At 40.2% G+C, this 24,759-nt stretch carries 25 protein-coding genes; 24 read left to right on the top strand and 1 reads right to left on the bottom strand.

Features of this window, described 5'->3' with window-relative positions:
• The first annotated feature begins 15 nt into the window (after positions 1-15).
• The 11 genes from infB to FGK98_RS07920 all read left to right on the top strand — a co-directional run bounded on the left by infB (position 16) and on the right by FGK98_RS07920 (position 13,922).
• Complete coding sequence (gene infB / locus FGK98_RS07970) at positions 16-2,802, top strand: translation initiation factor IF-2 (protein WP_138100740.1); 2,787 nt, start codon at positions 16-18, stop codon at positions 2,800-2,802.
• Positions 2,803-3,053: 251 nt separating this feature from the next.
• On the top strand, positions 3,054-3,404 hold the full coding sequence (rbfA, locus tag FGK98_RS07965) for a 30S ribosome-binding factor RbfA (RefSeq protein WP_138100739.1): 351 nt from the start codon (positions 3,054-3,056) through the stop codon (positions 3,402-3,404).
• 96 nt (positions 3,405-3,500) lie between these two features.
• Positions 3,501-3,734: a DUF1858 domain-containing protein gene (locus FGK98_RS07960; protein WP_138100738.1), complete on the top strand. Its 234-nt coding sequence runs from the start codon at positions 3,501-3,503 to the stop codon at positions 3,732-3,734.
• Positions 3,734-5,068: a DUF438 domain-containing protein gene (locus FGK98_RS07955; protein ID WP_138100737.1), complete on the top strand. Its 1,335-nt coding sequence runs from the start codon at positions 3,734-3,736 to the stop codon at positions 5,066-5,068. The genes FGK98_RS07960 and FGK98_RS07955 overlap by 1 nt, the downstream gene beginning before the upstream one ends.
• A 9-nt stretch (positions 5,069-5,077) precedes the next feature.
• Positions 5,078-5,332: a DUF1912 family protein gene (locus tag FGK98_RS07950; RefSeq protein ID WP_000119707.1), complete on the top strand. Its 255-nt coding sequence runs from the start codon at positions 5,078-5,080 to the stop codon at positions 5,330-5,332.
• 97 nt (positions 5,333-5,429) lie between these two features.
• Positions 5,430-5,825 carry a helix-hairpin-helix domain-containing protein gene (locus tag FGK98_RS07945; protein ID WP_138100736.1) on the top strand — a complete coding sequence of 132 codons (396 nt, stop codon included), beginning with the start codon at positions 5,430-5,432 and terminating at the stop codon, positions 5,823-5,825.
• A gap of 280 nt (positions 5,826-6,105) precedes the next feature.
• Complete coding sequence (locus tag FGK98_RS07940; RefSeq protein WP_138100735.1) at positions 6,106-6,672, top strand: GNAT family N-acetyltransferase; 567 nt, start codon at positions 6,106-6,108, stop codon at positions 6,670-6,672.
• Positions 6,669-7,988, top strand: coding sequence for an ABC transporter permease (locus FGK98_RS07935; protein ID WP_138100734.1), 1,320 nt, complete (start codon positions 6,669-6,671; stop codon positions 7,986-7,988). Before FGK98_RS07940 ends, FGK98_RS07935 begins: the two co-directional genes overlap by 4 nt.
• Before the next feature lie 26 nt (positions 7,989-8,014).
• Positions 8,015-10,666 (top strand): valine--tRNA ligase, encoded by a 2,652-nt coding sequence (locus FGK98_RS07930; RefSeq protein ID WP_138100733.1) that lies wholly within the window; start codon positions 8,015-8,017, stop codon positions 10,664-10,666.
• Between the two features lie 74 nt (positions 10,667-10,740).
• On the top strand, positions 10,741-11,667 hold the full coding sequence (locus tag FGK98_RS07925; protein ID WP_138100732.1) for a Hachiman antiphage defense system protein HamA: 927 nt from the start codon (positions 10,741-10,743) through the stop codon (positions 11,665-11,667).
• A complete protein-coding gene (locus FGK98_RS07920; RefSeq protein WP_138100731.1) occupies positions 11,637-13,922 on the top strand; it encodes a helicase-related protein in 2,286 nt (761 codons plus the stop codon). Before FGK98_RS07925 ends, FGK98_RS07920 begins: the two co-directional genes overlap by 31 nt.
• A gap of 152 nt (positions 13,923-14,074) precedes the next feature.
• On the opposite strand, the gene FGK98_RS07915 is transcribed toward FGK98_RS07920, so the two are convergent.
• Complete coding sequence (locus FGK98_RS07915) at positions 14,075-14,479, bottom strand: hypothetical protein (RefSeq protein WP_138100730.1); 405 nt, start codon at positions 14,477-14,479, stop codon at positions 14,075-14,077.
• A gap of 124 nt (positions 14,480-14,603) precedes the next feature.
• On the opposite strand from FGK98_RS07915, the gene dcm reads away from it, so the two are divergent.
• The 13 genes from dcm (at position 14,604) to FGK98_RS07845 (ending at position 24,744) form a co-directional block, all read left to right on the top strand.
• Positions 14,604-15,836, top strand: a complete 1,233-nt coding sequence (gene dcm, locus FGK98_RS07910; RefSeq protein ID WP_138100729.1) for a DNA cytosine methyltransferase — start codon at positions 14,604-14,606, stop codon at positions 15,834-15,836.
• A gap of 171 nt (positions 15,837-16,007) precedes the next feature.
• Entirely contained in the window at positions 16,008-17,585 is a 1,578-nt protein-coding gene (locus tag FGK98_RS09935; RefSeq protein WP_171011134.1) for a hypothetical protein, read from the top strand.
• Between the two features lie 117 nt (positions 17,586-17,702).
• The gene (locus FGK98_RS07900; protein ID WP_138100728.1) at positions 17,703-18,278 is read left to right on the top strand and encodes a TetR/AcrR family transcriptional regulator; all 576 of its coding nucleotides are present in this window, start codon (positions 17,703-17,705) and stop codon (positions 18,276-18,278) included.
• Positions 18,275-18,955, top strand: coding sequence for an ABC transporter ATP-binding protein (locus tag FGK98_RS07895; protein ID WP_004182281.1), 681 nt, complete (start codon positions 18,275-18,277; stop codon positions 18,953-18,955). Before FGK98_RS07900 ends, FGK98_RS07895 begins: the two co-directional genes overlap by 4 nt.
• 3 nt (positions 18,956-18,958) lie before the next feature.
• Positions 18,959-20,104, top strand: a complete 1,146-nt coding sequence (locus FGK98_RS07890; RefSeq protein ID WP_138100727.1) for an FtsX-like permease family protein — start codon at positions 18,959-18,961, stop codon at positions 20,102-20,104.
• A gap of 404 nt (positions 20,105-20,508) precedes the next feature.
• Positions 20,509-21,099, top strand: a complete 591-nt coding sequence (rpoE, locus tag FGK98_RS07880; protein WP_000418419.1) for a DNA-directed RNA polymerase subunit delta — start codon at positions 20,509-20,511, stop codon at positions 21,097-21,099.
• A gap of 138 nt (positions 21,100-21,237) precedes the next feature.
• Positions 21,238-21,945, top strand: coding sequence for a B3/B4 domain-containing protein (locus FGK98_RS07875; RefSeq protein ID WP_138100726.1), 708 nt, complete (start codon positions 21,238-21,240; stop codon positions 21,943-21,945).
• A 62-nt stretch (positions 21,946-22,007) separates the two neighbouring features.
• Positions 22,008-22,118: a choline-binding protein A gene (locus FGK98_RS07870; RefSeq protein WP_455164706.1), complete on the top strand. Its 111-nt coding sequence runs from the start codon at positions 22,008-22,010 to the stop codon at positions 22,116-22,118.
• Between the two features lie 96 nt (positions 22,119-22,214).
• The gene (locus FGK98_RS07865) at positions 22,215-22,514 is read left to right on the top strand and encodes a DUF4651 domain-containing protein (RefSeq protein ID WP_138100725.1); all 300 of its coding nucleotides are present in this window, start codon (positions 22,215-22,217) and stop codon (positions 22,512-22,514) included.
• On the top strand, positions 22,511-22,828 hold the full coding sequence (locus tag FGK98_RS07860; RefSeq protein WP_138100724.1) for a thioredoxin family protein: 318 nt from the start codon (positions 22,511-22,513) through the stop codon (positions 22,826-22,828). Before FGK98_RS07865 ends, FGK98_RS07860 begins: the two co-directional genes overlap by 4 nt.
• Before the next feature lie 15 nt (positions 22,829-22,843).
• Positions 22,844-23,470, top strand: coding sequence for a YtpR family tRNA-binding protein (ytpR, locus tag FGK98_RS07855; RefSeq protein ID WP_138100723.1), 627 nt, complete (start codon positions 22,844-22,846; stop codon positions 23,468-23,470).
• A 41-nt stretch (positions 23,471-23,511) separates the two neighbouring features.
• Positions 23,512-24,273 (top strand): SDR family NAD(P)-dependent oxidoreductase, encoded by a 762-nt coding sequence (locus tag FGK98_RS07850; protein ID WP_138100722.1) that lies wholly within the window; start codon positions 23,512-23,514, stop codon positions 24,271-24,273.
• Positions 24,274-24,348: 75 nt separating this feature from the next.
• Positions 24,349-24,744, top strand: coding sequence for a single-stranded DNA-binding protein (locus FGK98_RS07845; protein ID WP_138100721.1), 396 nt, complete (start codon positions 24,349-24,351; stop codon positions 24,742-24,744).
• Positions 24,745-24,759 lie beyond the last annotated feature (15 nt).

The following is a 24,759-nucleotide window of genomic DNA, read 5'->3' as shown; positions in this document are numbered from 1 at the left end:
AGAGGAGGACATGATTTGTCTAAGAAAAGATTGTACGAAATCGCAAAAGAACTTGGAAAAGAAAGTAAAGAAGTTGTAGCGCGTGCAAAAGAGTTGGGCTTGGATGTGAAAAGCCACTCATCGAGCGTGGAAGCTGCTGCTGCTGAGCAAATCGCGGCTAGCTTTAAACCTGCACCTGCTCCTAAGGCAGAAGCAAAACCTGTAGCACCAAAAGCAAGTGTAGAAAAGAAAGCAGAAAAGCCTGTATCAGCTACACCAGTAGCCACTAAGGAAGAAAGCAAATCAGCTACACCTGCAGCTCCTAAAGAAGAAAAAGTAGTGGCCGCAAGACCACAGAGTCGAAACTTCAAGGCGGAGCGTGAGGCGCGTGCCAAAGAGCAGGCAGAGCGACGCAAACAAAACAAGGGCAACAACCGTGACCAACAACAAAACGGCAACCGTCAAAAAAACGACGGTCGTAATGGTAGCAAACCTGGTCAAGGAAACCGCGACAACCGCCGATTTAACGACCAAGGGAAAAAACCACAAGGTCAAGGGAATCGTGGCAATGATCGCCGTCAGCAACAAGACTTCCAGCCAAAACAAGCTGGCCCACGTGTTGACTTTAAAGCCCGTGCAGCAGCCCTAAAAGCAGAGCAAAATGCAGAGTACGCACGCTCAAGCGAGGAGCGCTTCAAACAATCGCAAGCAGCCAAAGAAGCCTTGGCTCAAGCTAACAAACGCAAGGAGCCAGAGGAAATCTTTGAAGAAGCTGCTAAGCTAGCTGAACAAACGCAGCCAGCCGTAACAGTAGCTCCTGTAGCGAAAGAAGCGCCAGTGGATACACGTCGTAAAAAACAAGCTCGACCAGACAAAGAACGTGACGATTATGATCACGAAGAAGATGGTCCTAGAAAACAACAAAAGAATCGAAGTAGTCAGAATCAAGTGAGAAATCAAAGAAATAGTAACTGGAATAACAACAAGAAAAATAAAAAAGGCAACAAGCAAAACAACCGTAACCAGACTCCAAAACCTGTTACAGAGCGTAAGTTCCACGAATTGCCAACAGAATTTGAGTATACAGATGGTATGACTGTTGCGGAAATCGCAAAACGGATCAAACGTGAACCAGCTGAAATCGTTAAGAAACTCTTTATGATGGGTGTCATGGCCACACAAAACCAATCCTTGGATGGAGAAACCATCGAACTCCTCATGGTGGATTATGGTATCGAAGCCAAACAAAAGGTTGAAGTAGATAATGCCGACATCGAACGTTTCTTTGTCGAAGATGGCTATCTTAACGAAGATGAATTGGTTGAGCGTCCACCAGTTGTGACCATCATGGGACACGTTGACCATGGTAAAACTACCCTTCTAGATACCCTTCGTAACTCTCGTGTTGCGACAGGTGAAGCAGGTGGTATCACTCAGCATATCGGTGCCTACCAAATCGTTGAAAACGGCAAGAAGATTACCTTCCTTGATACACCAGGACATGCGGCCTTTACATCGATGCGTGCGCGTGGTGCATCTGTTACCGATATTACCATCTTGGTCGTAGCGGCAGACGACGGGGTTATGCCTCAGACTATCGAAGCAATCAACCACTCAAAAGCAGCCAATGTTCCAATCATTGTAGCTATCAACAAAATTGATAAACCAGGTGCCAACCCAGAACGCGTTATCGGTGAATTGGCAGAGCATGGTGTCATGTCAACAGCTTGGGGTGGGGATTCTGAGTTTGTCGAAATCTCAGCTAAGTTCAACCAAAACATCGATGAACTCTTGGAAACAGTCCTTCTTGTGGCTGAAATTCAAGAACTCAAGGCAGACCCAACAGTGCGTGCTATCGGTACGGTTATCGAAGCTCGTTTGGATAAAGGGAAAGGTGCGGTCGCAACCCTTCTTGTGCAGCAAGGTACTCTGAATGTGCAAGACCCTATCGTTGTCGGAAATACCTTCGGTCGTGTACGTGCCATGACCAATGACCTTGGTCGTCGTGTCAAGGTGGCAGGCCCATCAACACCAGTTTCGATCACAGGTTTGAACGAAGCCCCAATGGCGGGTGATCACTTTGCCGTTTATGAAGATGAGAAATCTGCTCGTGCAGCAGGTGAAGAACGTGCCAAACGTGCCCTTATGAAACAACGTCAAGCAACGCAACGTGTCAGCCTTGAAAACCTCTTTGATACGCTTAAAGCGGGTGAACTCAAGTCTGTTAACGTTATCATCAAGGCCGACGTACAAGGTTCAGTTGAAGCCCTTTCTGCCTCACTTCAAAAGATCGATGTAGAAGGTGTAAAAGTTACCATCGTTCACTCAGCGGTCGGTGCTATCAACGAATCTGACGTGACTCTTGCGGAAGCTTCAAATGCCTTTATCGTTGGTTTCAACGTCCGCCCTACACCACAAGCTCGTCAACAAGCAGATGCTGACGATGTCGAAATCCGTCTCCACAGCATTATCTACAAGGTTATCGAAGAGATGGAAGAAGCTATGAAAGGGATGTTGGATCCTGAATTTGAAGAAAAAATCATCGGTGAAGCTCTTATCCGTGAAACCTTCAAGGTATCTAAAGTGGGAACCATCGGTGGATTTATGGTTATGAGTGGTAAAGTTACCCGTGACTCTAAAGTTCGTGTTATCCGTGACGGTGTCGTTATTTACGATGGTGAACTTGCAAGCTTGAAACACTATAAAGATGACGTCAAAGAAGTTACAAACGGTCGTGAAGGTGGATTGATGATTGATGGCTACAATGATATCAAGATGGATGATGTGATTGAGGCCTATGTCATGGAAGAAATCAAACGATAATCATTTTTGCTCCTTTCTTAGGTGGTGAGGGACGCAAGCAAACCGCTGGTTTCATTGCTTATTTTTGAGCCTAAGGTTTCAAAAATCCCCTGTGATGGGACTGATAAATCAGTTCCATCACTTTCACCACAGCGAAAGAAGCGGATGAGTTCAAATTGAACTTCGTTTCAATTTGAGCTGAAAATCAATAAGTTTAAAAATAGCTAGGTCTGCTGGCCTAGCTTTTGGTTCAAAGTAGAGAAAGGAATATCATGGCAAATCATTTCCGTACGGATCGTGTGGGCATGGAAATCAAGCGTGAAGTCAATGAGATTTTGCAAAAGAAAGTCCGTGATCCGCGTGTCCAAGGTGTGACCATCACAGATGTTCAGATGCTAGGTGACTTGTCTGTTGCCAAGGTTTACTACACCATTTTAAGTAACCTTGCTTCAGATAATCAAAAAACTCAAATCGGGCTTGAGAAAGCAACTGGTACCATCAAACGTGAACTTGGTCGCAATTTGAAATTGTACAAAATCCCAGATTTGACTTTCGTCAAAGACGAATCCATCGAGTATGGAAACAAGATTGACGAGATGCTACGCAATCTGGATAAGAACTAAAAAAGAGGGGATGACCCTCTTTTTTGGTGTATGCTAATCGTCCTTATGGTATAATATAAGCAGGAAAATCATTTTAGAACATACATGGAGGTCGTCATGGACAATATCATTGATGTGTCAATTCCCGTTGCAGAAGTGGTGGATAAGTATCCAGAAGTCTTGGAAATCCTAGTGGAGCTTGGTTTTAAACCACTTGCTAATCCCTTGATGCGTAACACAGTCGGTCGCAAGGTATCGCTCAAACAGGGTTCTAAGCTCGAAGGAACTCCTATGGATAAGATTGTCCGCACACTAGAAGCGAATGGCTACGAAGTGATTGGATTAGACTAATGGCAGATGAACGGATTCATATCCTACGGGATATTTTGTTAGAATTGCACAACGGCGCCTCTCCCGAGTCGGTTCAGGAGCGTTTTGATGCGACCTTTACAGGTGTTTCAGCCATCGAGATTTCCCTCATGGAGCACGAGCTGATGAACTCAGACTCAGGTGTCACCTTTGAAGATGTTATGGAGCTCTGTGATGTCCATGCCAATCTTTTTAAAAACGCAGTAAAGGGCGTCGAAGTGGAAGATACCGAGCATCCTGGCCACCCAGTTCGCATCTTCAAGGATGAAAATCTGGCCCTCCGTGCGGCCTTGATTCGCATTCGGAGATTGTTAGATACCTATGAGTCTATGGAAGACGAGGAAATGCTGGCAGAGATGCGCAAGGGCTTGGTCCGTCAAATGGGGCTGTTGGGGCAATTTGATATCCACTACCAGCGCAAGGAAGAGCTCTTCTTTCCTATCATGGAGCGCTATGGACACGATTCACCCCCTAAGGTCATGTGGGGAGTGGATGACCAGATCAGAGAACTCTTTCAAACAGCTCTAACAACAGCCAAGTCACTACCAGAAGTGTCGATTAGCAGTGTAAAAGAAGATTTTGAAGCTTTTGCGACAGAGTTTGAAAGTATGATTTTCAAGGAAGAGTCCATCCTTCTCATGATTCTCCTTGAGTCCTTTACTCAGGATGATTGGCTTCAGATTGCGGAGGAGAGCGATGCTTACGGCTATGCCATCATCCGTCCGTCTGAGAAATGGGTTCCAGAACGCCAGAGCTTTGTTGAGGAAAAGAGTGCAGAGGAGCCCGTGCAACTAGACACTGCTGAAGGCCAAGTACAACAAGTCATCGATACACCAGAAGGTCAGTTCACCATTACCTTTACCCCTAAGGAAAAGGAAGCGGTGCTGGACCGTCATAGTCAACAGGCTTTTGGCAATGGCTATCTCTCAGTTGAGCAGGCCAACCTCATCCTCAATCACCTCCCCATGGAGATTACCTTTGTCAATAAAGACGATATTTTCCAGTATTACAATGACAATGCGCCAGCTGATGAGATGATTTTCAAACGGACACCGTCCCAAGTCGGGCGCAATGTCGAGTTATGTCATCCGCCCAAGTACCTAGAAAAGGTTAAGGCCGTTATGAAGGGCCTTCGTGAAGGAACCAAGGACAAGTATGAAATGTGGTTCAAGTCTGAGTCTCGAGGCAAGTTTGTCCACATCACCTACGCTACAGTACACGATGAGAACGGAGAATTCCAAGGCGTGCTAGAGTATGTTCAGGATATCCAGCCCTACCGTGAGATTGATACGGACTACTTCCGTGGATTAGAATAAGGAGAATCAATGAGTTACGAACAAGAATTTATGAAGGAATTTGAAGCTTGGGTCAATACCCAGATCATGATCAACGACATGGCGCACAAGGAAAGTCAAAAAGTCTACGAAGAAGACCAAGACGAGCGTGCCAAAGATGCTATGATTCGCTACGAAAGTCGCTTGGATGCTTATCAATTTTTGCTAGGTAAGTTTGAAAACTTCAAAGCAGGCAAGGGATTTCATGATTTGCCAGAAGGCTTGTTTGGTGAGCGAAACTACTAAAATAGTGATACTTTCTTGATTTTTTCTCAAAATCTTGATAGAATATTTTTATTAAATCCTTGTCAGAGCAGGGATTTTTTATTGAAAGGATTTTATCATGTCAAAGAAACTCCAACGTAAAAAACAATTGCGAAATAGCCTTCGTCGTTCAGGTGCATTTTCAACTACAGTGACTAAAGTTGTAGAAGAGACCAAAAAAGTCGTGAAACATGCGGAAAAATCTGCCAACCAAGCAGGAAAAGTTGTCACTAAAAAAGTGGAACAAGCAGTAGAAGCGACTAAAGAACAAGCTCAAAAAGTGGCGAATTCAGTAGAAGATTTCGCAGCTACTTTGGGTGGTCTCTCAGTAGATCGCGCTAAGACTTTCTATGATGAAGGTATCAAGTCGGCTGCTGACTTTAAAAACTGGACGGAAAAAGAACTCCTTGCCTTAAAAGGAATCGGCCCAGCTACCATCAAGAAATTAAAAGAGCACGGAATCAGCTTCAAGTAATTTTTCTTGTCCCTTGCATTTCCGTGAAAAACTTGCTACAATAGAGCCATTAGAGGTGTTTTGAATCCCACATTTTACAGAAAGTGGCGGTGCTGAGAAGTCCACAAATGTGTCAAAACTGGTTGCTGATGGATGAAAATGAAATAAAAGTGTCTTTGTATATCCTTCAAAGACAAGAGTTGCGGGCGTCTGCCCGAAATTGGGTGGTACCGCGGATAAACACATTCGTCCCTGTCATGTAGATGGCAGGGGCATTTTTTATGGGAAGCGAGGTAGGAAGATGGAGCAAGCACAATTACCAGAACGATTAGAAACCGATCGGCTCGTCTTACGAGTCCGTACAGTGGCTGATGCTGAGGATATCCATGCCTACGCTAGTCTGCCAGAAGTCGCCTATCCAGCAGCATTTCACCCCGTCAAGACCTTGGAAGATGAGATTTATTATCTGGAGTATATTCTGCCCGAGCGTAATGAAAAGAACAATCTCCCAGCTGGTTACGGCATAGTGGTTAAAGGGACCGATACTATCATCGGCTCTGTTGATTTCAACCACCGCCATGAAGATGATGTTCTTGAGATTGGATATACCTTGCACCCAGACTACTGGGGGCGAGGCTATGTGCCCGAAGCGGCGAGTGCCTTGATTGATCTAGGTTTTAAAGATTTAGGCCTTCACAAGATTGAACTGGTCTGCTTTGGCTACAATGTCCAAAGTCAACGAGTCGCAGAAAAACTTGGTTTTACCCTTGAAGCTCGCATAAGGGATCGCAAAGATGCCCAAGGAAATCGCTGTGACAGTCTGATATATGGCTTGTTGAGGAGTGAGTGGGAGAGTGAAAAGAAATGAAAAAAATACTTTCATACGCCATAGCTTTAGTTCCAATCTTATTATTAATTTCTTTATTGCTTTTAGTACCTATTGTTTTTTTTATATCTTTAGTTCCAAATAATTATTTACCTGTATCCCCGATTTGGATAATAGAAGGCTTGATAGGAATCTTAATATTAGGGTATGGCGTTAGGTTAAATAAATTGCCAATTAATTTAAAACCTAAAATAGTTTATTGGGCTGTGTTCATACTGTTAATCATTATAACTGGTACATTATTTCTATGTTTTAAGAACTTACTTATTATTTTTGTTTTTTGTCAGTTATTCCTACCAATAATCTATATTTTATGGTTTGAAAATAAATTTGAAGGAGTTAAAAGATATATTAAAAAAAGTAGAAACACTTTTTGTTTTTTTAATTTATTCGATTCTTCTTTTATTGGATTATATTTCCTTTTAAAATTCATTGTTCAAACGTGGGGAAAGAACATAGAAAATTTTCTTGATAAGTTAAATGTTCCTCAGGATTTTATTGAGCCTATTGTTACAGTTTTATTATTAATAATACTATTTATTCTTATTCCCTTTTTCAGAGGCTATTTAGCCGTTAGGAAGTATAGAAAAGAAAACAATATATTTACGTCGTCAGGAAAAATATATTGGAATTCAAATTTAAAATCATTTTTATCCTCAATTCTGTCGATATGCTTATATAGTTCGACTCTTCTCCAATCTGATACATATAATTTTATTACGAAATTAGTTGTTTGCTTAATATCTATGTCTTTTACAGTGTTTTTCTGGGCTTATGTCTTAGAGGATATTGATAGAGGTGGTGAAAATAAAGAAGTAGTGAAATCAAATTGGTTACTTTTTGGTTTATTATCGACCTTTTTGGTTCTTTTAGATCAGATTGAAAGTGATTTGATTGATATTTTAACATGGTTTTTACCTATGTTATTACCTGTTTTGATAGGGGAAGTTAATAACATAATACCCGGAGGTCATTCAAAATCTCCCACTCCTGATATGAAGAAACATCTTTATTGGTTACAAATAATGAGTTTTAATACATTATTTGTGTTCAATATAGTTTCCTCCATATCAACGAAACAATTAATAAAAGATAATCAGATAGAAAAGGTTAATACTTTCAAAGTCTTTTTTATTTCTTTAATTAATAAAGGGTCATCTTCAAATTTCACATTAGGTATTTTAGTTTCAGCTGCTATATTGCTAATTTCGATGGTTATTGCTTATGGACTCAGTAGAATAATGGTATATTTAATACGGAGATTTTATATAGAGACTTCAAATAGATATTTTAATTAGATTATATTTATAGAAAGGACACACACATGTCTAAAGAACTTTCACCTAAATACAATCCAGCCGAGGTTGAGGCTGGTCGTTACCAAAAATGGCTTGACGAAGATGTTTTCAAGCCTTCAGGAAATCAAAAGGCTAAGCCTTATTCGATCGTGATTCCACCACCAAACGTAACTGGTAAACTCCACCTTGGTCACGCTTGGGACACAACCTTGCAAGATATCATCATCCGTCAAAAACGCATGCAAGGCTTTGATACGCTTTGGCTTCCAGGGATGGACCACGCGGGGATTGCGACTCAAGCTAAGGTTGAGGAGCGCTTGCGTGGAGATGGCATTACGCGTTACGACCTCGGTCGTGAAAAATTCCTCGATAAGGTCTGGGAATGGAAAGACGAATACGCCACTACCATCAAGGAACAATGGGGCAAAATGGGTCTCTCTGTAGACTACTCTCGTGAGCGTTTCACTCTTGATGAGGGACTGTCAAAAGCTGTCCGTAAGGTCTTTGTCGAGCTTTACAAGAAAGGATGGATCTACCGTGGTGAGTTTATCATCAACTGGGACCCAGCTGCTCGCACAGCCCTTTCTGATATTGAGGTTATCCACAAGGATGTCGAAGGTGCCTTCTACCACATGAACTACATGCTTGAAGATGGTTCCCGCGCCCTTGAGGTTGCGACAACTCGTCCTGAGACTATGTTTGGGGACGTTGCCGTTGCGGTCAATCCAGAAGACCCACGCTACAAGGATTTGATTGGCAAACATGTCGTTCTTCCAATCGCTAACAAACTGATCCCAATCGTTGGAGACGAGCACGCTGATCCTGAGTTTGGTACTGGTGTCGTGAAAATCACACCTGCCCACGATCCAAATGACTTTTTAGTTGGTCAACGCCACAACTTGCCACAAGTTAACGTTATGAACGACGACGGAACTATGAATGACTTGGCCTTCGAATTTTCAGGCATGGATCGTTTTGAAGCACGTAAGGCAGTCGTTGCTAAGCTAGAAGAAATCGGTGCTCTTGTTAAAATCGAAAAACGTGTCCACAGTGTTGGTCACTCAGAACGTACAGGTGTCGTGGTTGAGCCACGCTTGTCTACTCAATGGTTCGTCAAGATGGACCAATTGGCTAAGAATGCTATTGCCAACCAAGATACAGAGGACAAGGTAGAATTCTACCCACCTCGTTTCAACGATACCTTCCTTCAATGGATGGAAAATGTCCACGACTGGGTTATCTCTCGTCAGCTTTGGTGGGGTCACCAAATCCCTGCTTGGTACAATGCTGAGGGTGAAATGTATGTCGGCGAAGAAGCTCCTGAAGGTGACGGATGGACTCAGGACGAAGACGTCTTGGATACTTGGTTCAGCTCTGCCCTTTGGCCATTCTCAACCATGGGCTGGCCTGATGTCGACTCAGAAGACTTCAAACGTTACTTCCCAACTTCAACCTTGGTAACAGGTTACGACATCATCTTCTTCTGGGTGTCTCGTATGATCTTCCAATCATTGGAATTCACTGGCCGTCAGCCATTCCAAAACGTTCTGATCCACGGTCTTATTCGTGACGAGCAAGGACGCAAGATGTCTAAATCTCTCGGTAACGGAATTGACCCGATGGACGTCATCGAGAAATATGGTGCCGATGCGCTTCGTTGGTTCCTTTCAAACGGTTCTGCACCAGGTCAAGACGTCCGTTTCTCTTATGAGAAAATGGATGCTTCATGGAACTTCATTAACAAGATCTGGAACATCTCTCGCTACATCCTCATGAACAATGAAGGCTTGACCCTTGAGCAAGCAACGGCTAATGTGGAAAAAGTGGTTAACAAGGAAGCTGGAAATGTCACAGACCGCTGGATTCTCCACAACCTCAATGAAACAATTGGAAAAGCGACCGCCAACTTTGACAAGTTTGAATTTGGGGTTGCTGGCCACATCCTCTACAACTTCATCTGGGATGAGTTTGCGGACTGGTACGTTGAGTTGACCAAGGAAGTCCTTTATAGCGACAACGAAGAAGAGAAAGTCATCACACGTTCTGTTCTCCTTTACACTTTGGACAAGATCCTTCGTCTCCTTCACCCTATCATGCCGTTCGTGACAGAGGAAATCTTTGGGCAAATTTCAGAAGGCTCTATCGTTATAGCAGCATACCCAACTGTTAACCCAGTCTTTGAAGACCTTGCGGCCCACACAGGTGTGGAAAGCCTCAAAGACTTGATCCGTGCTGTTCGTAATGCGCGTGCGGAAGTAAACGTTGCACCAAGCAAACCTATCACTATCCTTGTTAAGACAAGCGATAGCGACTTGGAAGCCTTCTTTAACAGCAATGTCAACTATATCAAACGCTTCACAAATCCAGAACACTTGGAAATCGCATCAACCATCCCTGCGCCTGAACTCGCTATGTCAAGCGTCATCACAGGAGCAGAAATCTACCTGCCACTGGCAGACCTCTTAAATGTCGAAGAAGAACTAGCTCGTCTCGACAAGGAACTGGCTAAATGGCAAAAAGAACTGGATATGGTTGGTAAGAAGCTCTCTAACGAACGCTTCGTAGCCAATGCCAAACCAGAAGTCGTCCAAAAAGAACGCGACAAACAAGCCGACTACCAAGCGAAATACGATGCGACAGTCGCACGTATTGATGAGATGAAGAAGTTGGTGAAATAAATATAGAAACACGGTGATGAGCCGTGTTTTTTTGGTATAATAAAAATGAAATTTATTGGGTTGGGAGTTGGATATTGAGAGATAATCTTAAAAATTTAATAAATAGGGCAATAGTAAAATATACTTTTCCTATTGTACTGACTGACGAACAAGGGCAATTGACTTCAATTAATAAGAGTAATTTGACATCTACAGAAAAGGATGAATATTGCTTTAAAGGCAATGATAATGACATTTCAAAGATAATTTATAATGGAATTGTTGAATTCGCTGAGAATGAGTTTAAGATTGATTATGATAACTTGGATAGAGAACAAACAAAGGTAATCAAAACTAAATTAAAATATAATGAGAATGATTTCTCTCAAACAAAACTTCAGTACGGATTTTATGGGGAAGTACTTTTAGATTTATTTTTAAGAAATTATTTTCATACTGATGTTCTAATTTCTAGAGGTTATTTTTATTCTCCTCTTGAAAAATCTGAACCAAAAGGGTTTGATGCTTTTCATATTATTGATAATAAAGGTAGTTTAGAACTCTGGTTTGGAGAAGCAAAATTTCATCAAAGTTTTACATCTGGAATTAACTCTGTACTTTCCAAGATAAATTATTCTATTTCAGATGAATATTTGAATAATCATATGTTTGCAATTATTAATGAGAAAGATAATATCTCTCATTTCCATCCAATTTTAGAAGGAATAATCAAAAGATGGGAGAATAATCCTGACCTCATTCTTATCGATGAATTACAAAATAATAATATTGAGTTAGTGTATCCTGTTTTTATTGCATATCAAAAACAGCAAACCTACGGTTACGAAAAATCAATTGCATCTAGTGTGGATAAAATCAATAGGGAGTTAGGAAAATATTCGTTAAATTTAGCTGTTAAAATAAAGGTTAGTATATTTGTAATGCTCTTACCTGTTTATGATTCTAATAAATTAAAGGAAGAAGTGATTGAATGGATAGAAACGAAAGAACCGCTCATCTAATAAAAGAATTGAATTTATATAAACGATACCCTGAAAGAAGAGGCGTCTTTGTCAAGTCAACTTGTGACTATTACGACTCTGTTAAATTAGACGAACTTACAAGTAGTGATTTAAATTTCTTGCGTTGTATAGCAAATGAAGCTGGAGTACCACAATACTTTGAGCTACTTGAAAGAAAGTATCAAGAAGGTAATGAAATAAATCCAGAGGACATGAATTTATTATCCATGAGTTCATTTTTAAATGAAGCGAATTTAATCGTAAATGATTATATGCTACATAAATACCAAAAAGAAGTTTTAGAATTATTCGAAAATAATTCAGTTAATAGATATGTCCTCTCTGCTCCAACTTCTTTTGGTAAAACTTTTATTGTTTATACTATTATAAAGAAAATGGATTATTCTAATGTATTATTAGTTTTTCCTACGATTAGTCTGTTATCTGAAAATTATTTAAAGTTGCTAAATGATGAGTTTTTTTCTCCGTATAAAATACATACTCTAAGTGAAATAAACGAGGACGAACTTGGAGAGAAAAATATTTTTATTTATACTCCTGAACGATATCTTTCGTTTTTAGATAATAATACTAGTTATTTTGATTTTACTTTTGTGGATGAAATATATAAAATAGACAATGATTTTATTATAGATAATGACACTCCAGAAGAAAATGAACGAGATACTGCTTATAGACTTGCTTTAGAATATGCTTGCCAAAATAGTAAAGATATTTTACTCGCTGGACCTTATATTCAATTTCAAAAACTAGATTCAGAAAGAAATTCATTCAATAATTTTGTTCGAGTTAATAAATTTACAATTCTTGAATATAACGATGTTGAGATTGTATCTAAGAACATTACACATATCGATAGAAATAAGTTTGAACTTGGAAATATTAAATATAAATTAAATGTAGGCACCTCATCCTTACAAGATAAAGTAGTACAAACTATTGTAAAGATAGAAGGTAATACTCTAATTTATTGTGGAAGCAAGCCAGATGTAGAGAGATTTGCTAATCATATGTTGAAAAATGATGAATATCTTTCGCTTTTGTCAGAAAAAGAGTATAAAGAAGATGATGAACTATTTTCTATTTTTTTAAAACATATAGAAAAGAAATTTGGATCAGATTGGATTCTATATAAAGCACTTGAAAAGAGAATTGGGCTCCATCATGCAGGAATACCCAAATATCTACAGAATGAAATAATTAATTTGTTTAATAGTGGGGAGCTGTTGTGTCTTTTTTCGACAACAACAATTACTGAAGGAGTCAATACAACTGCAAAGAATTTGATTGTTACTGCAGTAAAAAAAGGAAGGAAGCCATTAAAACAGTTTGATGCTAAAAACATTGCTGGGAGAGCAGGCAGATTTAATGTACACTATAGTGGTAATGTCATTGATTTAACAAAAGAATTTGAAGCTGTTATTGATTCGCAACAGGACGAAATTGAACATAAAAATTATGATAATAGCCGAAATAAAACGGATGTAGACTTAGAAGTGACATTTGATGAATTTTTGACAGATGATGATAAAAATTTCAAGACCGAAATTAATGAAGCAAAGGAAAAATCAGGATTACCAGATTTTATTTTTCAATCATATAGAACAATAGGTCCTTTGGAGAAAATCTCAATCTATAATCGAATAGCAGAGATGTCGATAGTCGAATTTCGTAAAATTGATCGGTTGAAGCGGGTATTAAATTTGAGCAACTGCACAAAAATTCATTGGGAAGGTTTTCAAACAGTAGTTGATTTTTGTCATAAATTTGTCTCTAATTCAGATTTAAAGCGTATAATGGAAACTAGAGTAGGACAGAAAAATTTTTCTTTAATTGTAGTACAATTATCAGGATTTTTAGAAAAAGGCTTTTTAGGAACAGTTGATTATTACGTTAAACAACAGAATTACAGTAAAGATAGAGCAATTAGTAAAACTTCTAAATTAATCTATACAATATTTAAATATCATCTTGTAAAGTATTTAGGTGTATTTGATTTGTTATATAGATTTCATTATTCAAGAGTTTATGGAAGAAATTTTGATGATGTTGCTGGAATTCAACTCCTTCTACAGAGGCTAGAGTACAATGCTCTAACTAATACTGGTCGAAAATTAAGCGATTATGGTGTTCCGTTTGAATTAGTAAAATATTACGATGGAGTAGTAAAAACTAAGGATTTTGATTTATATGAAAGTTATGTAGATAGAACAATACAAAGATTACTTGAATAAAAGATAAGACTGGGTTAAAACTCAATTTCAGGAGAAAATGAAGTAAATCTTCCCACAATAAAACGCATAGTATCAAGGTTTTTCAATACCTGATATTATGCGTTTTTGATTTTAAAGACTTTTTTTGCCCAGCCTCATCTTAGTAATTATATTTAGATAATAGTAAACAAAATATCAGTAGGACTAGTCCATTCTACTTTGATTCTTGTCCCAACGGTTACATTCATTTGATTGAACCAGTAGTTAAAGGCTCTCAAGTTACCTTTACCAGAAAGATTTTTAGCATAGGGATCTCCACCCCGAGAATTTCCTGATGATTTTACTATTCCAACGAAGTATCCATCTGTTGATCTAGCATTAAATATATTTTGTCCTAAAACATCTTTTCCTTGAGTATGTTTAGAATTAAATATTCTATACTGATGTGCAGCTTTACTTGGAATTGGGATATAGCATTCTCCTGTTATCTGAGGTCGAGAATTTGTATACCTATAAGTACCCCAGTCAATGTTCGTTTCTTTAAGTTCTACTATGAATTGATCTCCTTGATTTGGCATTATGCACCTCCTTGGTTTAATATATTCATTATATCATAAAAATTGAGAGATGTTTATATTCCGGTCTTTTTTAAAAAATGATATACTAGTATAGTTAATCATATTTTAGAAAGCAGGTTACTACATGACAAATTCTGTAAGTTCGAACCAAGCTGAGAAGTACAACATTGCGGCTTTCTTCTCAGGTGTTGGGGGAATTGAGTTGGGATTTGAACAAACCAACGAGTTCAGAGTGGTGTATGCCAATGAATTTGATAAGTATGCGCGTCAGACTTATCAGTTAAACCATCCAGATACCTATTTGGATGGTCGTGATATTCACGCTGTTCAGCCAGAGGACATCCCGACTGAGCGAGTGGATGTGATTATGGGAGGTTTTCCTTGTCAGGCCTTTAGTATTGCGGGTTATCGCAAGGGTTTTGATGATGATCGTGGAGATCTTTTCTTTGAATTGCTTCGCATGATTGAGGGATGCAAACCTCGTGCGATTTTCATTGAAAATGTCAAAAACATGGTCGGTCATGACCACGGCAATACCTTCAAGGTTATTCGCGAAGCCTTGACGGAGAACAACTACTTTATCAAGTGGAAGGTTCTTAACGGGAAAGACTATGGGAATATCCCACAAAACCGTGAGCGGATCTACATCGTTGGTTTTGATACTAAGGAAGCCTATGACTTATTTGAGTTTCCAGAGGAAATCAAGCTGACCACGACTCTTCAAGACGTCATTAACTTCGGCGATAAGCTAGACGAGGCATACTACTACCGTAAAGGCAAGCAAAACTTCTACGATCAGTTGAAGTTTGAAGTTACCAGTCAAGATACGGTTTACCAGTGGCGCCGTCAGTATGTCCGTGAAAATAAAAATGGTGTTGTCCCTACCTTAACAGCCAATATGGGAACGGGTGGACATAACGTTCCATTGATCCTGACAGACAGTGGCGAGATTCGGAAGTTGACACCGAAAGAAACCTTTAACGTTCAAGGATATCCTAAATCCTTTAAAATCCCAGAAGGGATTTCCAATGGTCAGCTCTACAAACAAGCTGGAAATAGCGTAGTTGTTCCCGTGATTAAACGTATCGCGGAGAATGTTGCCAAGGCCTTAAATAAAAGCAAGAAGCAATCTCAGCTTCATCGTTCGGGAAAAATTGCAATTATCTACATTAAGATGAATGGTCAGTTTGAAGGTGAGTCGTATGTTAAAGATTTTGTACGGAGTGAAGCTGAGGCATACGAAAAAATCTATACTGAATACAGAGATAATCTTGAGGTTATTTCTTCTAAACATTATAGATCATTGATTCGTAATAAAAAAAGTAAAGAGTTTTATATGCTATCCATAAATAGATAATAAATATTTGTGTTTTGTTGTTTCGGATGAAGAGCGTATTACATTGCCCGAAAATCGTGGCAATTTGATAAATTAGAGTATTTTTGATAGTTTTTCCGAAATATATAAGTGGGAACTAGTGCTTAAGCTAGTCTTTTCACAAATATAATATAGGTAAGTGAGGCATAATTCATGTGGGAACATCTAAAATCTGAACAAAAAGAAAAATACAAAACCTTAATTACCAACTTCGCTAGCTTGAGCCAAGCTTTCTCTCAAAAGGCAGAATCCGAAGACGAGGGACAAACGGAGAATTATGTTGCTCCTATCGTCAACTCCAAATTTCAGGAGACTGTTTTCCAGAAGGCTTTTAATGCTGTTGGGGAAGATATCGCCAATACTTCCTATGATGCTTCCGTCGTTGTGGATGAAAATCATAAATACCTAGTGGGTATCAAGTCTTTTGGGATTAATTCTGGAGACCAAAAAATCGCTCAGTTTAAGAAGGACTCTCAAGATTGGACGGACTTGTTGGGTGATATCAAGTTTCATGCGGATATTTCAGCTGATAAAGAAGCTGCAGACAAGGAAAACTATCAAAGATATGAAGAGTTGGCAAGAAAGATTGCGACTTTGAGGAATCAGAGAATAGAGTCTTCTAAGGCGCAAATCAAGGGATTCAACTCTGACTCGGTCAATGTTGAAGCTGTTTACCACGTCTTGATGCCAACACCAAAAGGAGAAAATCCTAGAATTTTTGTCGGTGAAACATCTTATTTACCAGTTGATATCGATAATCTAGTCATTGAAGGATCAACTACCAAAAACAATCCAACCAATTTTCGATTTACGGATGGGCAACACCACTACAAGTACACCGCAGCTGACAGCCAGCTCCACATGACTTTTGATAATAAAGACATTGTGGTAGATACTTGGGACGTCCATTATATCGAAGATCCTTTTTCTCTCTTTGAAAACCTTCATTTACTAACAGCTGAAAAGGAACAATCCGATATTTTGGAAACAGTGTCTTGGGTGATTACAGATAAACATGGAAATGTGGAAGAGAACTCTGGTTTCAATGCCTTTAATGGTGGTTCAAAACTAGCCAAGAAAGATCGTCTGCCACGGATTCTAAAGATTCAGGAAAAATTCAAAGATAGTCTGGCTCCTGAGGAACTAGCTTTTGTAACCTACTCCTTAGAAGAAATCCTCTTGAAAAAGTGGACTAGCAAGGAAGAAAAAGTTCAGATGAAGGCTATTCGTGAGGACTTGATTCACTTTGTTCATAAGAATGGCAATGAAAAACTCATCAAAGAGATTGAACAACTCGTCTATCGTCCAGTTAGCGAAGTTTACATTCCGCTACCTGACTCCAAGAATTTCCATGATGAAAGGCCAGACTTCTTTGGTCCAGGATTCGGGACTTTTGAGCCTGGAACTAAAAAACTAGCTCTATCCAAAGAAGAAAGAACCTTTAAACTGCGATTTTTACCTTCTGGAGATGTTATAAACGCCTATATCAACCAAGAAGCAGGAAAGGCAATTCAGTCAACCGATAAGCAAGAAATCCTTGGAAATTGGATCTTGCGTGGTGTTTTCCAGTTGAAAGAACGAGAAGTCTTGACAGGCCAACGACTCAATGAACTGGAAATCAACGGAATTCGTTTGACTAAGTTTAAAAATGAGGAAATCGGCATCGAATTCATCTGGATTGATATCGAAAATCCACCTAGAGATGCCATTGGCTGGGTCGCAAAGAAATAAAAAGTTCGCTGTCTTTTTGTTTTGTGTTTTACATTTTTTTCTTGACAAGTCTTTTTTGTTATGGTATTTTATTAAGCAACAAATGTTGCGCAACAAGCATTGCGCGAAAGGAGCCTTATGCCACCAAAAGTTAAATTTAGTAAAGAGGCTATGATTGGGACAGCTTTACAATTAGTGAGAGAACAGGGCATGGCTAGTTTGACGGCTAGAGCATTAGCGGAGAAACTGGGAGCCACGCCAAGAGTCATTTTTGGACAATTTTCTAATATGTCTGAGTTACAAGCAGAGGTTATTGTTGCTGCGGAAATGGTAGTGGTGGAGTATATACGCAAGGCTTTAGAAGATGAGAAGCCTTTTCGATCTGTCGGAGTTGCTTATATACTTTTCGGATTAAAAGAGCCTCAACTTTTTCAATTGCTTTTCCAGAATTCTAGTAAAGAACCGATTCGTCGCTTTCAAGATTTTCTTCCTATGAAGGATCATAGTTACCAATTGGTTCTGGATTCGATTGTCGCAGATTATCCTTTGACTTTAGAGGAAGCTAGTCGCTTGTACCAGCATCTATTTATCTACTCACACGGGATGGCCTCTATGGTTGCTTCTGGTATTTATCAGTACAGCATGGAAGAAGTGATAGGATTATTGACAGAGGTTTGTCAATCTCTCATCAAAGAAATGGTAGGGAAGAAATGATTCAACTAGAAAATGTTCACAAAAGTTACGGCCAAACCAAGGTTTTAAAAGGAATTGATTTGCAGATTCAAGACCAGGATGATGTAGTTATTCTAGGCCCTTCTGGATCAGGAAAGTCAACTCTCTTAAACGTATTATCCGGATTAGAAAAGGTAGACGAGGGGCATATCCTCATTCAAGGGCAGGATTTATCGCAACTCACGGATGCTCAATTGACAGCCTTTAGACGTGAGAAGATTGCCTTTATTTTTCAGCAGTATTATTTATTGCCGAATCTAACGGTTAGACAGAATGTTAAAATGGGAGCTGACCTGGCCAACAATCATGATTTTTTGCAGATCATCGAAGATTTGGGACTTGGCGATAAGCTAGACAAGTATCCAAGTGAATTGTCTGGTGGGGAACAGCAGAGAGTGTCTATTGCTCGGGCCTTGGCCAAAAAGCCAGAGATTCTTTTCTTAGATGAGCCGACGGGGGCCTTGGATGAAGAAACAGGGCGCAAGATTCTCGATTATATCTGGAAGTTGAAGGAAAAACTGGGCTTTACTTTAATTATGGTGACGCACAACCAAAACATTGCGGATATGGCGAGAACTATCATTCGCGTCAATAGTGGCAAGATTACCGAAGTTGTGACCAATGATCAGCCTCAGACTGCCTATGAGATTGGATGGTAAACCATGTTTTCAGTAAAAGATATTCGAAAATTAGTTGTCGTCAGTATCATTGGGGCCTGTGCCGTCTTTGTAGCCAATCTCTTCTTGAATTTTTATCTTGATATCGAGCAGCTGGAGATTTCTAAAACCAATCCCATGATTCAGACCTACTATGATGCCCAGGTTTCGCTTTCCTGGATGGTGTCCATGGTTAGTGGGGTTGTCTTGTCCTTGACGTCGATCCTCCTCATGTGTTTTTATATCAAACAATTTGTCGATGACCACAAGGAACAATTAGGAATTTTAAAGGCCTTGGGCTATAGCAATGGCCAGTTAGCTAAACGATTTTGGGCTTTTGGACTCAGTTTTGGAGTCGGAGCGCTTCTTGGTTATTTTGCTTCTTTTCTCATGATGGGACATTTTTATGACTTTCGCAATGAGAAGGGGATTTTGCCAGAAATCACCATTCATTTTCATTGGCAGCTCTTAGTTGCTTTGGTGATGCTACCCACAACCTTCTTTATGGTTCTTGCGGTTGGCTATGCTAGAAGACAACTACAAACGCCAGCCCTTCGCTTATTGAAAAAATCCCCAACACCAATCAAGGTCAAAAGGAGAAAGAGTGCTGCCACGAAAGAGCAATCCTTCCTAAAAGAGCTATCTTCGTCGCTGATTTGGGGGAGAAAATTGATCTTGTTTTTTGTGGTCTTTGGCTCCATGTGCTTCGCGGCCATGGTTCAATTGTCCTTTGGCCTAAGGGACTACACAGATGACATCATCCAAACCATGATGATTATGATTGGCTTGATCCTTTCTTTCTCTATTCTCTTTTTGTCATTGGGGATTGTCGTCTCAGAAAGTCGCGAAACCTTGGCCTTGATGAAGGCCTTTGGCTACACCAATCGTGAATGCCAAAGTCATATTCTCGCTCCCTATCGCTTCTGGGCTTATCTAGGGTTTGTTCTTGGAACGGCTTATCAATACGGCATCACGGAAATTTTGATCGGTGTGATCAAAGACACAGTACCTGAAAAGATTGAGCATAATTTTGATTGGAACGTTTGCTTTTGGACTTTGATCGGCTTTACTGTGGTTTATGAAATCCTCTTTTATCTATCCAACAGAAAACTCAAAAAACAAACGATTAAAGAAGTTCTCTTAGCCGAATAAATAGAGAAGGTTGGATTCTCCAGCCTTTTTCTTATGAAACTCATTAACAAGAGAAGGATTTTTCACTATTCTAGGGAAAATGAAATAAAGGAAAGAAAACGAAGTTACTGGCAGGACCTGAAATGATCTTTTTACTTGATTTGACGCAATAAATAATCTTTTATCTCTGTAGGAATCCTCTTGCAGTTTATGGTTGGCATTGGAGCTACATCCTTGAGTCATAAATAAATCAATAGACCTGTGGTCATGTTACACAGGTCTTTCAATTAGCTGAAATATTTCACCTTTATTTTTTCTTAACCTTTGACTATTCCGCAAAATTATCGTACAATAAAGAGTACATGATAAAATGAGGTCAGAGTCTGTTCACTCTGGCGATAGTAGTAAAAATGAGGAGAAACGCTTTGGAATTAGAAGTATTTGCTGGGCAAGAAAAAAGTGAACTATCTATGATTGAGGTAGCGCGTGCTATCTTGGAACTTCGTGGTCGCGATCACGAGATGCATTTTAGCGATCTTGTAAACGAAATTCAAAACTACCTTGGAACATCAAACAGCGATATCCGCGAAGCCTTGCCTTTGTTCTACACAGAGTTGAACTTTGACGGTAGCTTCATCTCTCTTGGAGACAACAAATGGGGTCTTCGTTCATGGTATGGTGTGGACGAAATCGATGAAGAAATCATCGCTCTTGAAGAAAGTGACGACGATGAAGTAGCACCAAAAGCTAAGAAAAAACGTGTCAATGCCTTCATGGATGGTGATTCAGATGCTATTGACTACAATGCAGATGATCCAGAAGACGAAGATGCATACGAAGCAGACCCAGCTCTTTCATACGATGATGAAAATCCAGATGATGAGAAAAATGAAGTGGAAGCTTACGATGCAGAAATCAACGAAATCGCCCCCGATGACTTGGGTGAAGATGTAGAACTCAATGAAGAAGACGACGAGTTTTCAGACGATGACGCTGAAACGAGTGACGAAGTATAAGAAGCCTCACAGAGGAGATCAGTTTGGTCTTCTCTTTTTATTTGTCGGGAGAGAGTTGATGATTTCTTTGAAATCAGGGGCTAGAAGGTGTAAAATAAAAGTAGAAAGTTGAGCATTTTTTAAAGGAGGTGCCTGCCGATGGAGTTTCGTTTAGATAAAAGTTTGTATGACTTGGGGATCAAGAATGTCGTGATGGGTATTGCTAAAAACGTGGATCCTCACGCTGATTTGCCTCTTGCTTTTCTGAAAAAGAAAGAGGAGAGGGAGAAATGGGCGCTAGAGTGTGATGTAAAGGAAGTTCAAGAGTCTCCTGTTGTCCAAGGTTACAGGAAACTGCTCCAGCGAGTCGGGCGTAGCGTCAAGAAAAATCCACCGACGGTGGTCGCCCTCATTCGCAATATCCAGCATCGTGGTTCCCTTCCTCACATCAATAGTATCATCGATATCTACAATGTAGAGGCGCTTTCTTCTTTGCTGGCGATTGGAGGGCATGATTTGGATAAGATTGGAGGGCAGATAGAGTTTTCTGTTAGTCAAAGGGAGGACATTTTCCTACCTATCTTGTCAACGGAGAAGCACGTTGCACAGACGGACTATGTCTATCGGGATGAAAATGGAGTTCTAGCTTGGCTGGATGTTCGCGATAGTGAACATTACAAATTTGATGAAGATACAAAAAATGCTATTTTCATCATTCAAGGGAATGAAGACACTTCTGTCGAGATGCGTTTAGAAGCGTTAGAAGAAATTGAAAAGGATTTGGCTGCTTGCATGCCTGATTTACAGTTTGAAAAGAAAGTCATTTCACTTGAAGGAAACCGCACGGTGGTTCAGGACATTTACTGAGTTTTGTAGTATCCACTTTATGGTGTGTGAACAAAGGAGGAAAGTGCCATGAAGAACAATGCTTGGATCAAATCCAAGGCAAGTGGTACTACTTAGACTCATCTGGTAAAATGCTTCGCAATACCGACACACCTGATGGCTATTATGTCGGCAACTCAGGTGCTTGGCAATAAGAATGAGAAGTCCTTTTCCTCTTACTAAGGGAAGGGGCTTTTTACTTGCCCTAATCCATATTTCCTCATTTGTCCTAAAACCCTTTTTGTGTTACAATGAAAGGTATGAAAGCTAAGAAATTATGGATGACTGGCTTGACTGTGGCTGGTCTAAGTGCCCTTGCTTTGGGTGCCAAAAAAGCAGCAGATAATCACAAACTCATGAAGAGTCAAGAGGAGTTAACCGCTATCGTGCGGGATCTTTTCTCAGATATGGGAGAGATTGCGACTCTCTATGTTCAAGTTTACGAAAGTAGTCTAGAGCGACTTGTCGGAGGAGTCATTTTCGAGGATGGTCGTCACTATACCTTTGTCTATGAAAATGAAGATCTGGTCTATGAGGAGGAAGTCTTATGATTACTCCCGATAGTATAGAAGAACTCGCAGGTTTTGTCGAGCAAGATGGCAAGAAGGTCTTCCTTTTTGTGGCAGACTGGTGTGGAGATTGTCGTTATATCTATCCTGCCTTGCCCGAGATAGAGGCGGAAAATCCTGAATTTACTTTTATTCGAGTGGACCGAGACCAGTACATGGATCTGGCTAAACTCTGGGATGTTTACGGGATTCCTAGCCTTGTTGTGCTAGAAAAAGACAAGGAAATCGGTCGTTTTGTCAATCGTGACCGTAAAAGCAAGGAGCAAATCAACGACTTTTTAACAGGACTGAAATAGGAGAAAAAGGAAACAATGATTTTTACATATAACAAAGAACATGTCGGCGATGTCCTTATGGTCATCGTGAAAAACAGCGGAGATGCCAAACTGGACGTGGAACGTAAAGGCAAGGTAGCCCGTGTTTTCCTCAAAGAAAATGGAGAAACAGTGGCTTGGAATATTTTTGAAGTTTCAAGTTTATTTGAAATTGCCGAGTGCGGTCAAGTCTTTTTATCAGATGAGCAAGTAGAGCGTTTGAACCAAGAGTTGCAGGCAGAAGGCTTTACAGAAGAGATTGTTAATGATAAGGGACCTAAGTTCGTTGTCGGTGAGATTGTCGACATGGTAGCTCATCCAGATAGTGACCACCTTAATATCTGCCAAGTTGCAGTCGCCAGTGACAAGACGGTGCAAATTGTTGCAGGGGCTCCTAATGCGCGTGTCGGTTTGAAAACTATTGTAGCTCTTCCGGGAGCTATGATGCCAAAAGGAAATCTCATTTTCCCAGGCGAACTTCGTGGTGAAAAGAGTTTTGGTATGATGTGCAGCCCTCGTGAATTGCATTTGCTAAATGCTCCGCAGAAACGTGGGGTTATTGAATTATCAGAAGACCAAGTTGTCGGAACCCCATTCGACCCAGCTAAACACTGGACTGCCTAGGAAGTTGTCAGTATCTGATACACCAGATAGAAGGAAATAAGATGGCAAAAAATGTTGTGATTACAGGAGCGACCTCAGGAATCGGTGAAGCGATTGCGCGTGCTTATCTGGAGCAGGGTGAGAATGTCATTCTTACTGGACGACGGACAGATAAACTAGAAGCCCTCAAGTCGGAGTTTGCAGAAACTTTTCCAAATCAAACAGTTTGGACTTTTCCGCTGGATGTGACGGATATGGTCATGGTAAAGACTGTCTGTGCAGATATTTTAGAAACGATAGGGCAGATTGATATCTTGGTCAATAACGCCGGGCTGGCTCTTGGCTTGTCTCCCTATCAAGACTATGAAGAACTGGATATGCTAACTATGTTGGATACCAATGTTAAGGGGTTGATGGCGGTTACTCGCTGTTTCTTACCAGCGATGGTAAAAGATAATCAAGGTCATATCATCAATATGGGGTCAACTGCAGGAATCTACGCCTATGCGGGTGCGGCGGTCTATTCAGCCACCAAGGCTGCCGTCAAGACTTTTTCAGATGGGCTTCGAATCGATACTATCGCAACAGACATCAAGGTGACAACCATTCAACCGGGGATCGTCGAAACAGATTTTTCTACAGTACGTTTTCATGGCGACAAAGAGCGAGCTGAGGCAGTCTATCAGGGAATCGAAGCCTTGCAAGCTCAGGATATTGCAGACACAGTAGTCTATGTGACCAGTCAACCTCGCCGTGTGCAGATTACAGATATGACCATTATGGCCAATCAACAGGCGACTGGATTTATGGTTCATAAAAAGTAAAAAATTCCTCGAAAAGTTACAAATTTCTGTAACTTTTTTTGATTTCCTGCGAATAGATAGGTAGGAGGATGAAAAATGTATAATAAAGTTATCTTAATCGGGCGCTTGACGTCTACACCAGAATTGCACAAAACCAATAATGACAAGTCGGTAGCGCGCGCAACGATTGCTGTGAATCGTCGTTACAAAGACCAAAATGGGGAACGCGAAGCCGACTTTGTCAATTTGGTTTTTTGGGGGAAATTGGCTGAAACCTTGGCAAGCTACGCAACTAAAGGTAGTCTTATCTCTGTGGATGGAGAACTTCGTACCCGTCGCTTTGAGAAAAATGGTCAGACTAACTATGTGACCGAGGTTCTCGTGACAGGATTCCAACTCTTGGAAAGTCGCGCTCAACGCGCCATGCGTGAAAATAAGGCAGGCCAAGACTTAGCGGATTTGGTTTTGGAAGAGGAAGAATTGCCATTTTAGACATTGAAAAGCCTG

This window comes from Streptococcus australis (genome assembly GCF_901543175.1).
GTDB lineage: Bacteria > Bacillota > Bacilli > Lactobacillales > Streptococcaceae > Streptococcus > Streptococcus australis_A.
This window is presented reverse-complemented; position numbering and strand designations above follow the sequence as displayed.

Coding starts and splice junctions, on each gene's coding strand:
- rbfA (WP_138100739.1), top strand. CDS start 3,054: ATGGCAAATCATTTCCGTACGGATCGTGTGGGCATGGAAATCAAGCGT.
- FGK98_RS07960 (WP_138100738.1), top strand. CDS start 3,501: ATGGACAATATCATTGATGTGTCAATTCCCGTTGCAGAAGTGGTGGAT.
- FGK98_RS07955 (WP_138100737.1), top strand. CDS start 3,734: ATGGCAGATGAACGGATTCATATCCTACGGGATATTTTGTTAGAATTG.
- FGK98_RS07950 (WP_000119707.1), top strand. CDS start 5,078: ATGAGTTACGAACAAGAATTTATGAAGGAATTTGAAGCTTGGGTCAAT.
- FGK98_RS07945 (WP_138100736.1), top strand. CDS start 5,430: ATGTCAAAGAAACTCCAACGTAAAAAACAATTGCGAAATAGCCTTCGT.
- FGK98_RS07940 (WP_138100735.1), top strand. CDS start 6,106: ATGGAGCAAGCACAATTACCAGAACGATTAGAAACCGATCGGCTCGTC.
- FGK98_RS07935 (WP_138100734.1), top strand. CDS start 6,669: ATGAAAAAAATACTTTCATACGCCATAGCTTTAGTTCCAATCTTATTA.
- FGK98_RS07930 (WP_138100733.1), top strand. CDS start 8,015: ATGTCTAAAGAACTTTCACCTAAATACAATCCAGCCGAGGTTGAGGCT.
- FGK98_RS07920 (WP_138100731.1), top strand. CDS start 11,637: ATGGATAGAAACGAAAGAACCGCTCATCTAATAAAAGAATTGAATTTA.
- FGK98_RS07915 (WP_138100730.1), bottom strand. CDS start 14,479: ATGCCAAATCAAGGAGATCAATTCATAGTAGAACTTAAAGAAACGAAC.
- dcm (WP_138100729.1), top strand. CDS start 14,604: ATGACAAATTCTGTAAGTTCGAACCAAGCTGAGAAGTACAACATTGCG.
- FGK98_RS09935 (WP_171011134.1), top strand. CDS start 16,008: ATGTGGGAACATCTAAAATCTGAACAAAAAGAAAAATACAAAACCTTA.
- FGK98_RS07900 (WP_138100728.1), top strand. CDS start 17,703: ATGCCACCAAAAGTTAAATTTAGTAAAGAGGCTATGATTGGGACAGCT.
- FGK98_RS07895 (WP_004182281.1), top strand. CDS start 18,275: ATGATTCAACTAGAAAATGTTCACAAAAGTTACGGCCAAACCAAGGTT.
- FGK98_RS07890 (WP_138100727.1), top strand. CDS start 18,959: ATGTTTTCAGTAAAAGATATTCGAAAATTAGTTGTCGTCAGTATCATT.
- FGK98_RS07875 (WP_138100726.1), top strand. CDS start 21,238: ATGGAGTTTCGTTTAGATAAAAGTTTGTATGACTTGGGGATCAAGAAT.
- FGK98_RS07865 (WP_138100725.1), top strand. CDS start 22,215: ATGAAAGGTATGAAAGCTAAGAAATTATGGATGACTGGCTTGACTGTG.
- FGK98_RS07860 (WP_138100724.1), top strand. CDS start 22,511: ATGATTACTCCCGATAGTATAGAAGAACTCGCAGGTTTTGTCGAGCAA.
- ytpR (WP_138100723.1), top strand. CDS start 22,844: ATGATTTTTACATATAACAAAGAACATGTCGGCGATGTCCTTATGGTC.
- FGK98_RS07850 (WP_138100722.1), top strand. CDS start 23,512: ATGGCAAAAAATGTTGTGATTACAGGAGCGACCTCAGGAATCGGTGAA.
- FGK98_RS07845 (WP_138100721.1), top strand. CDS start 24,349: ATGTATAATAAAGTTATCTTAATCGGGCGCTTGACGTCTACACCAGAA.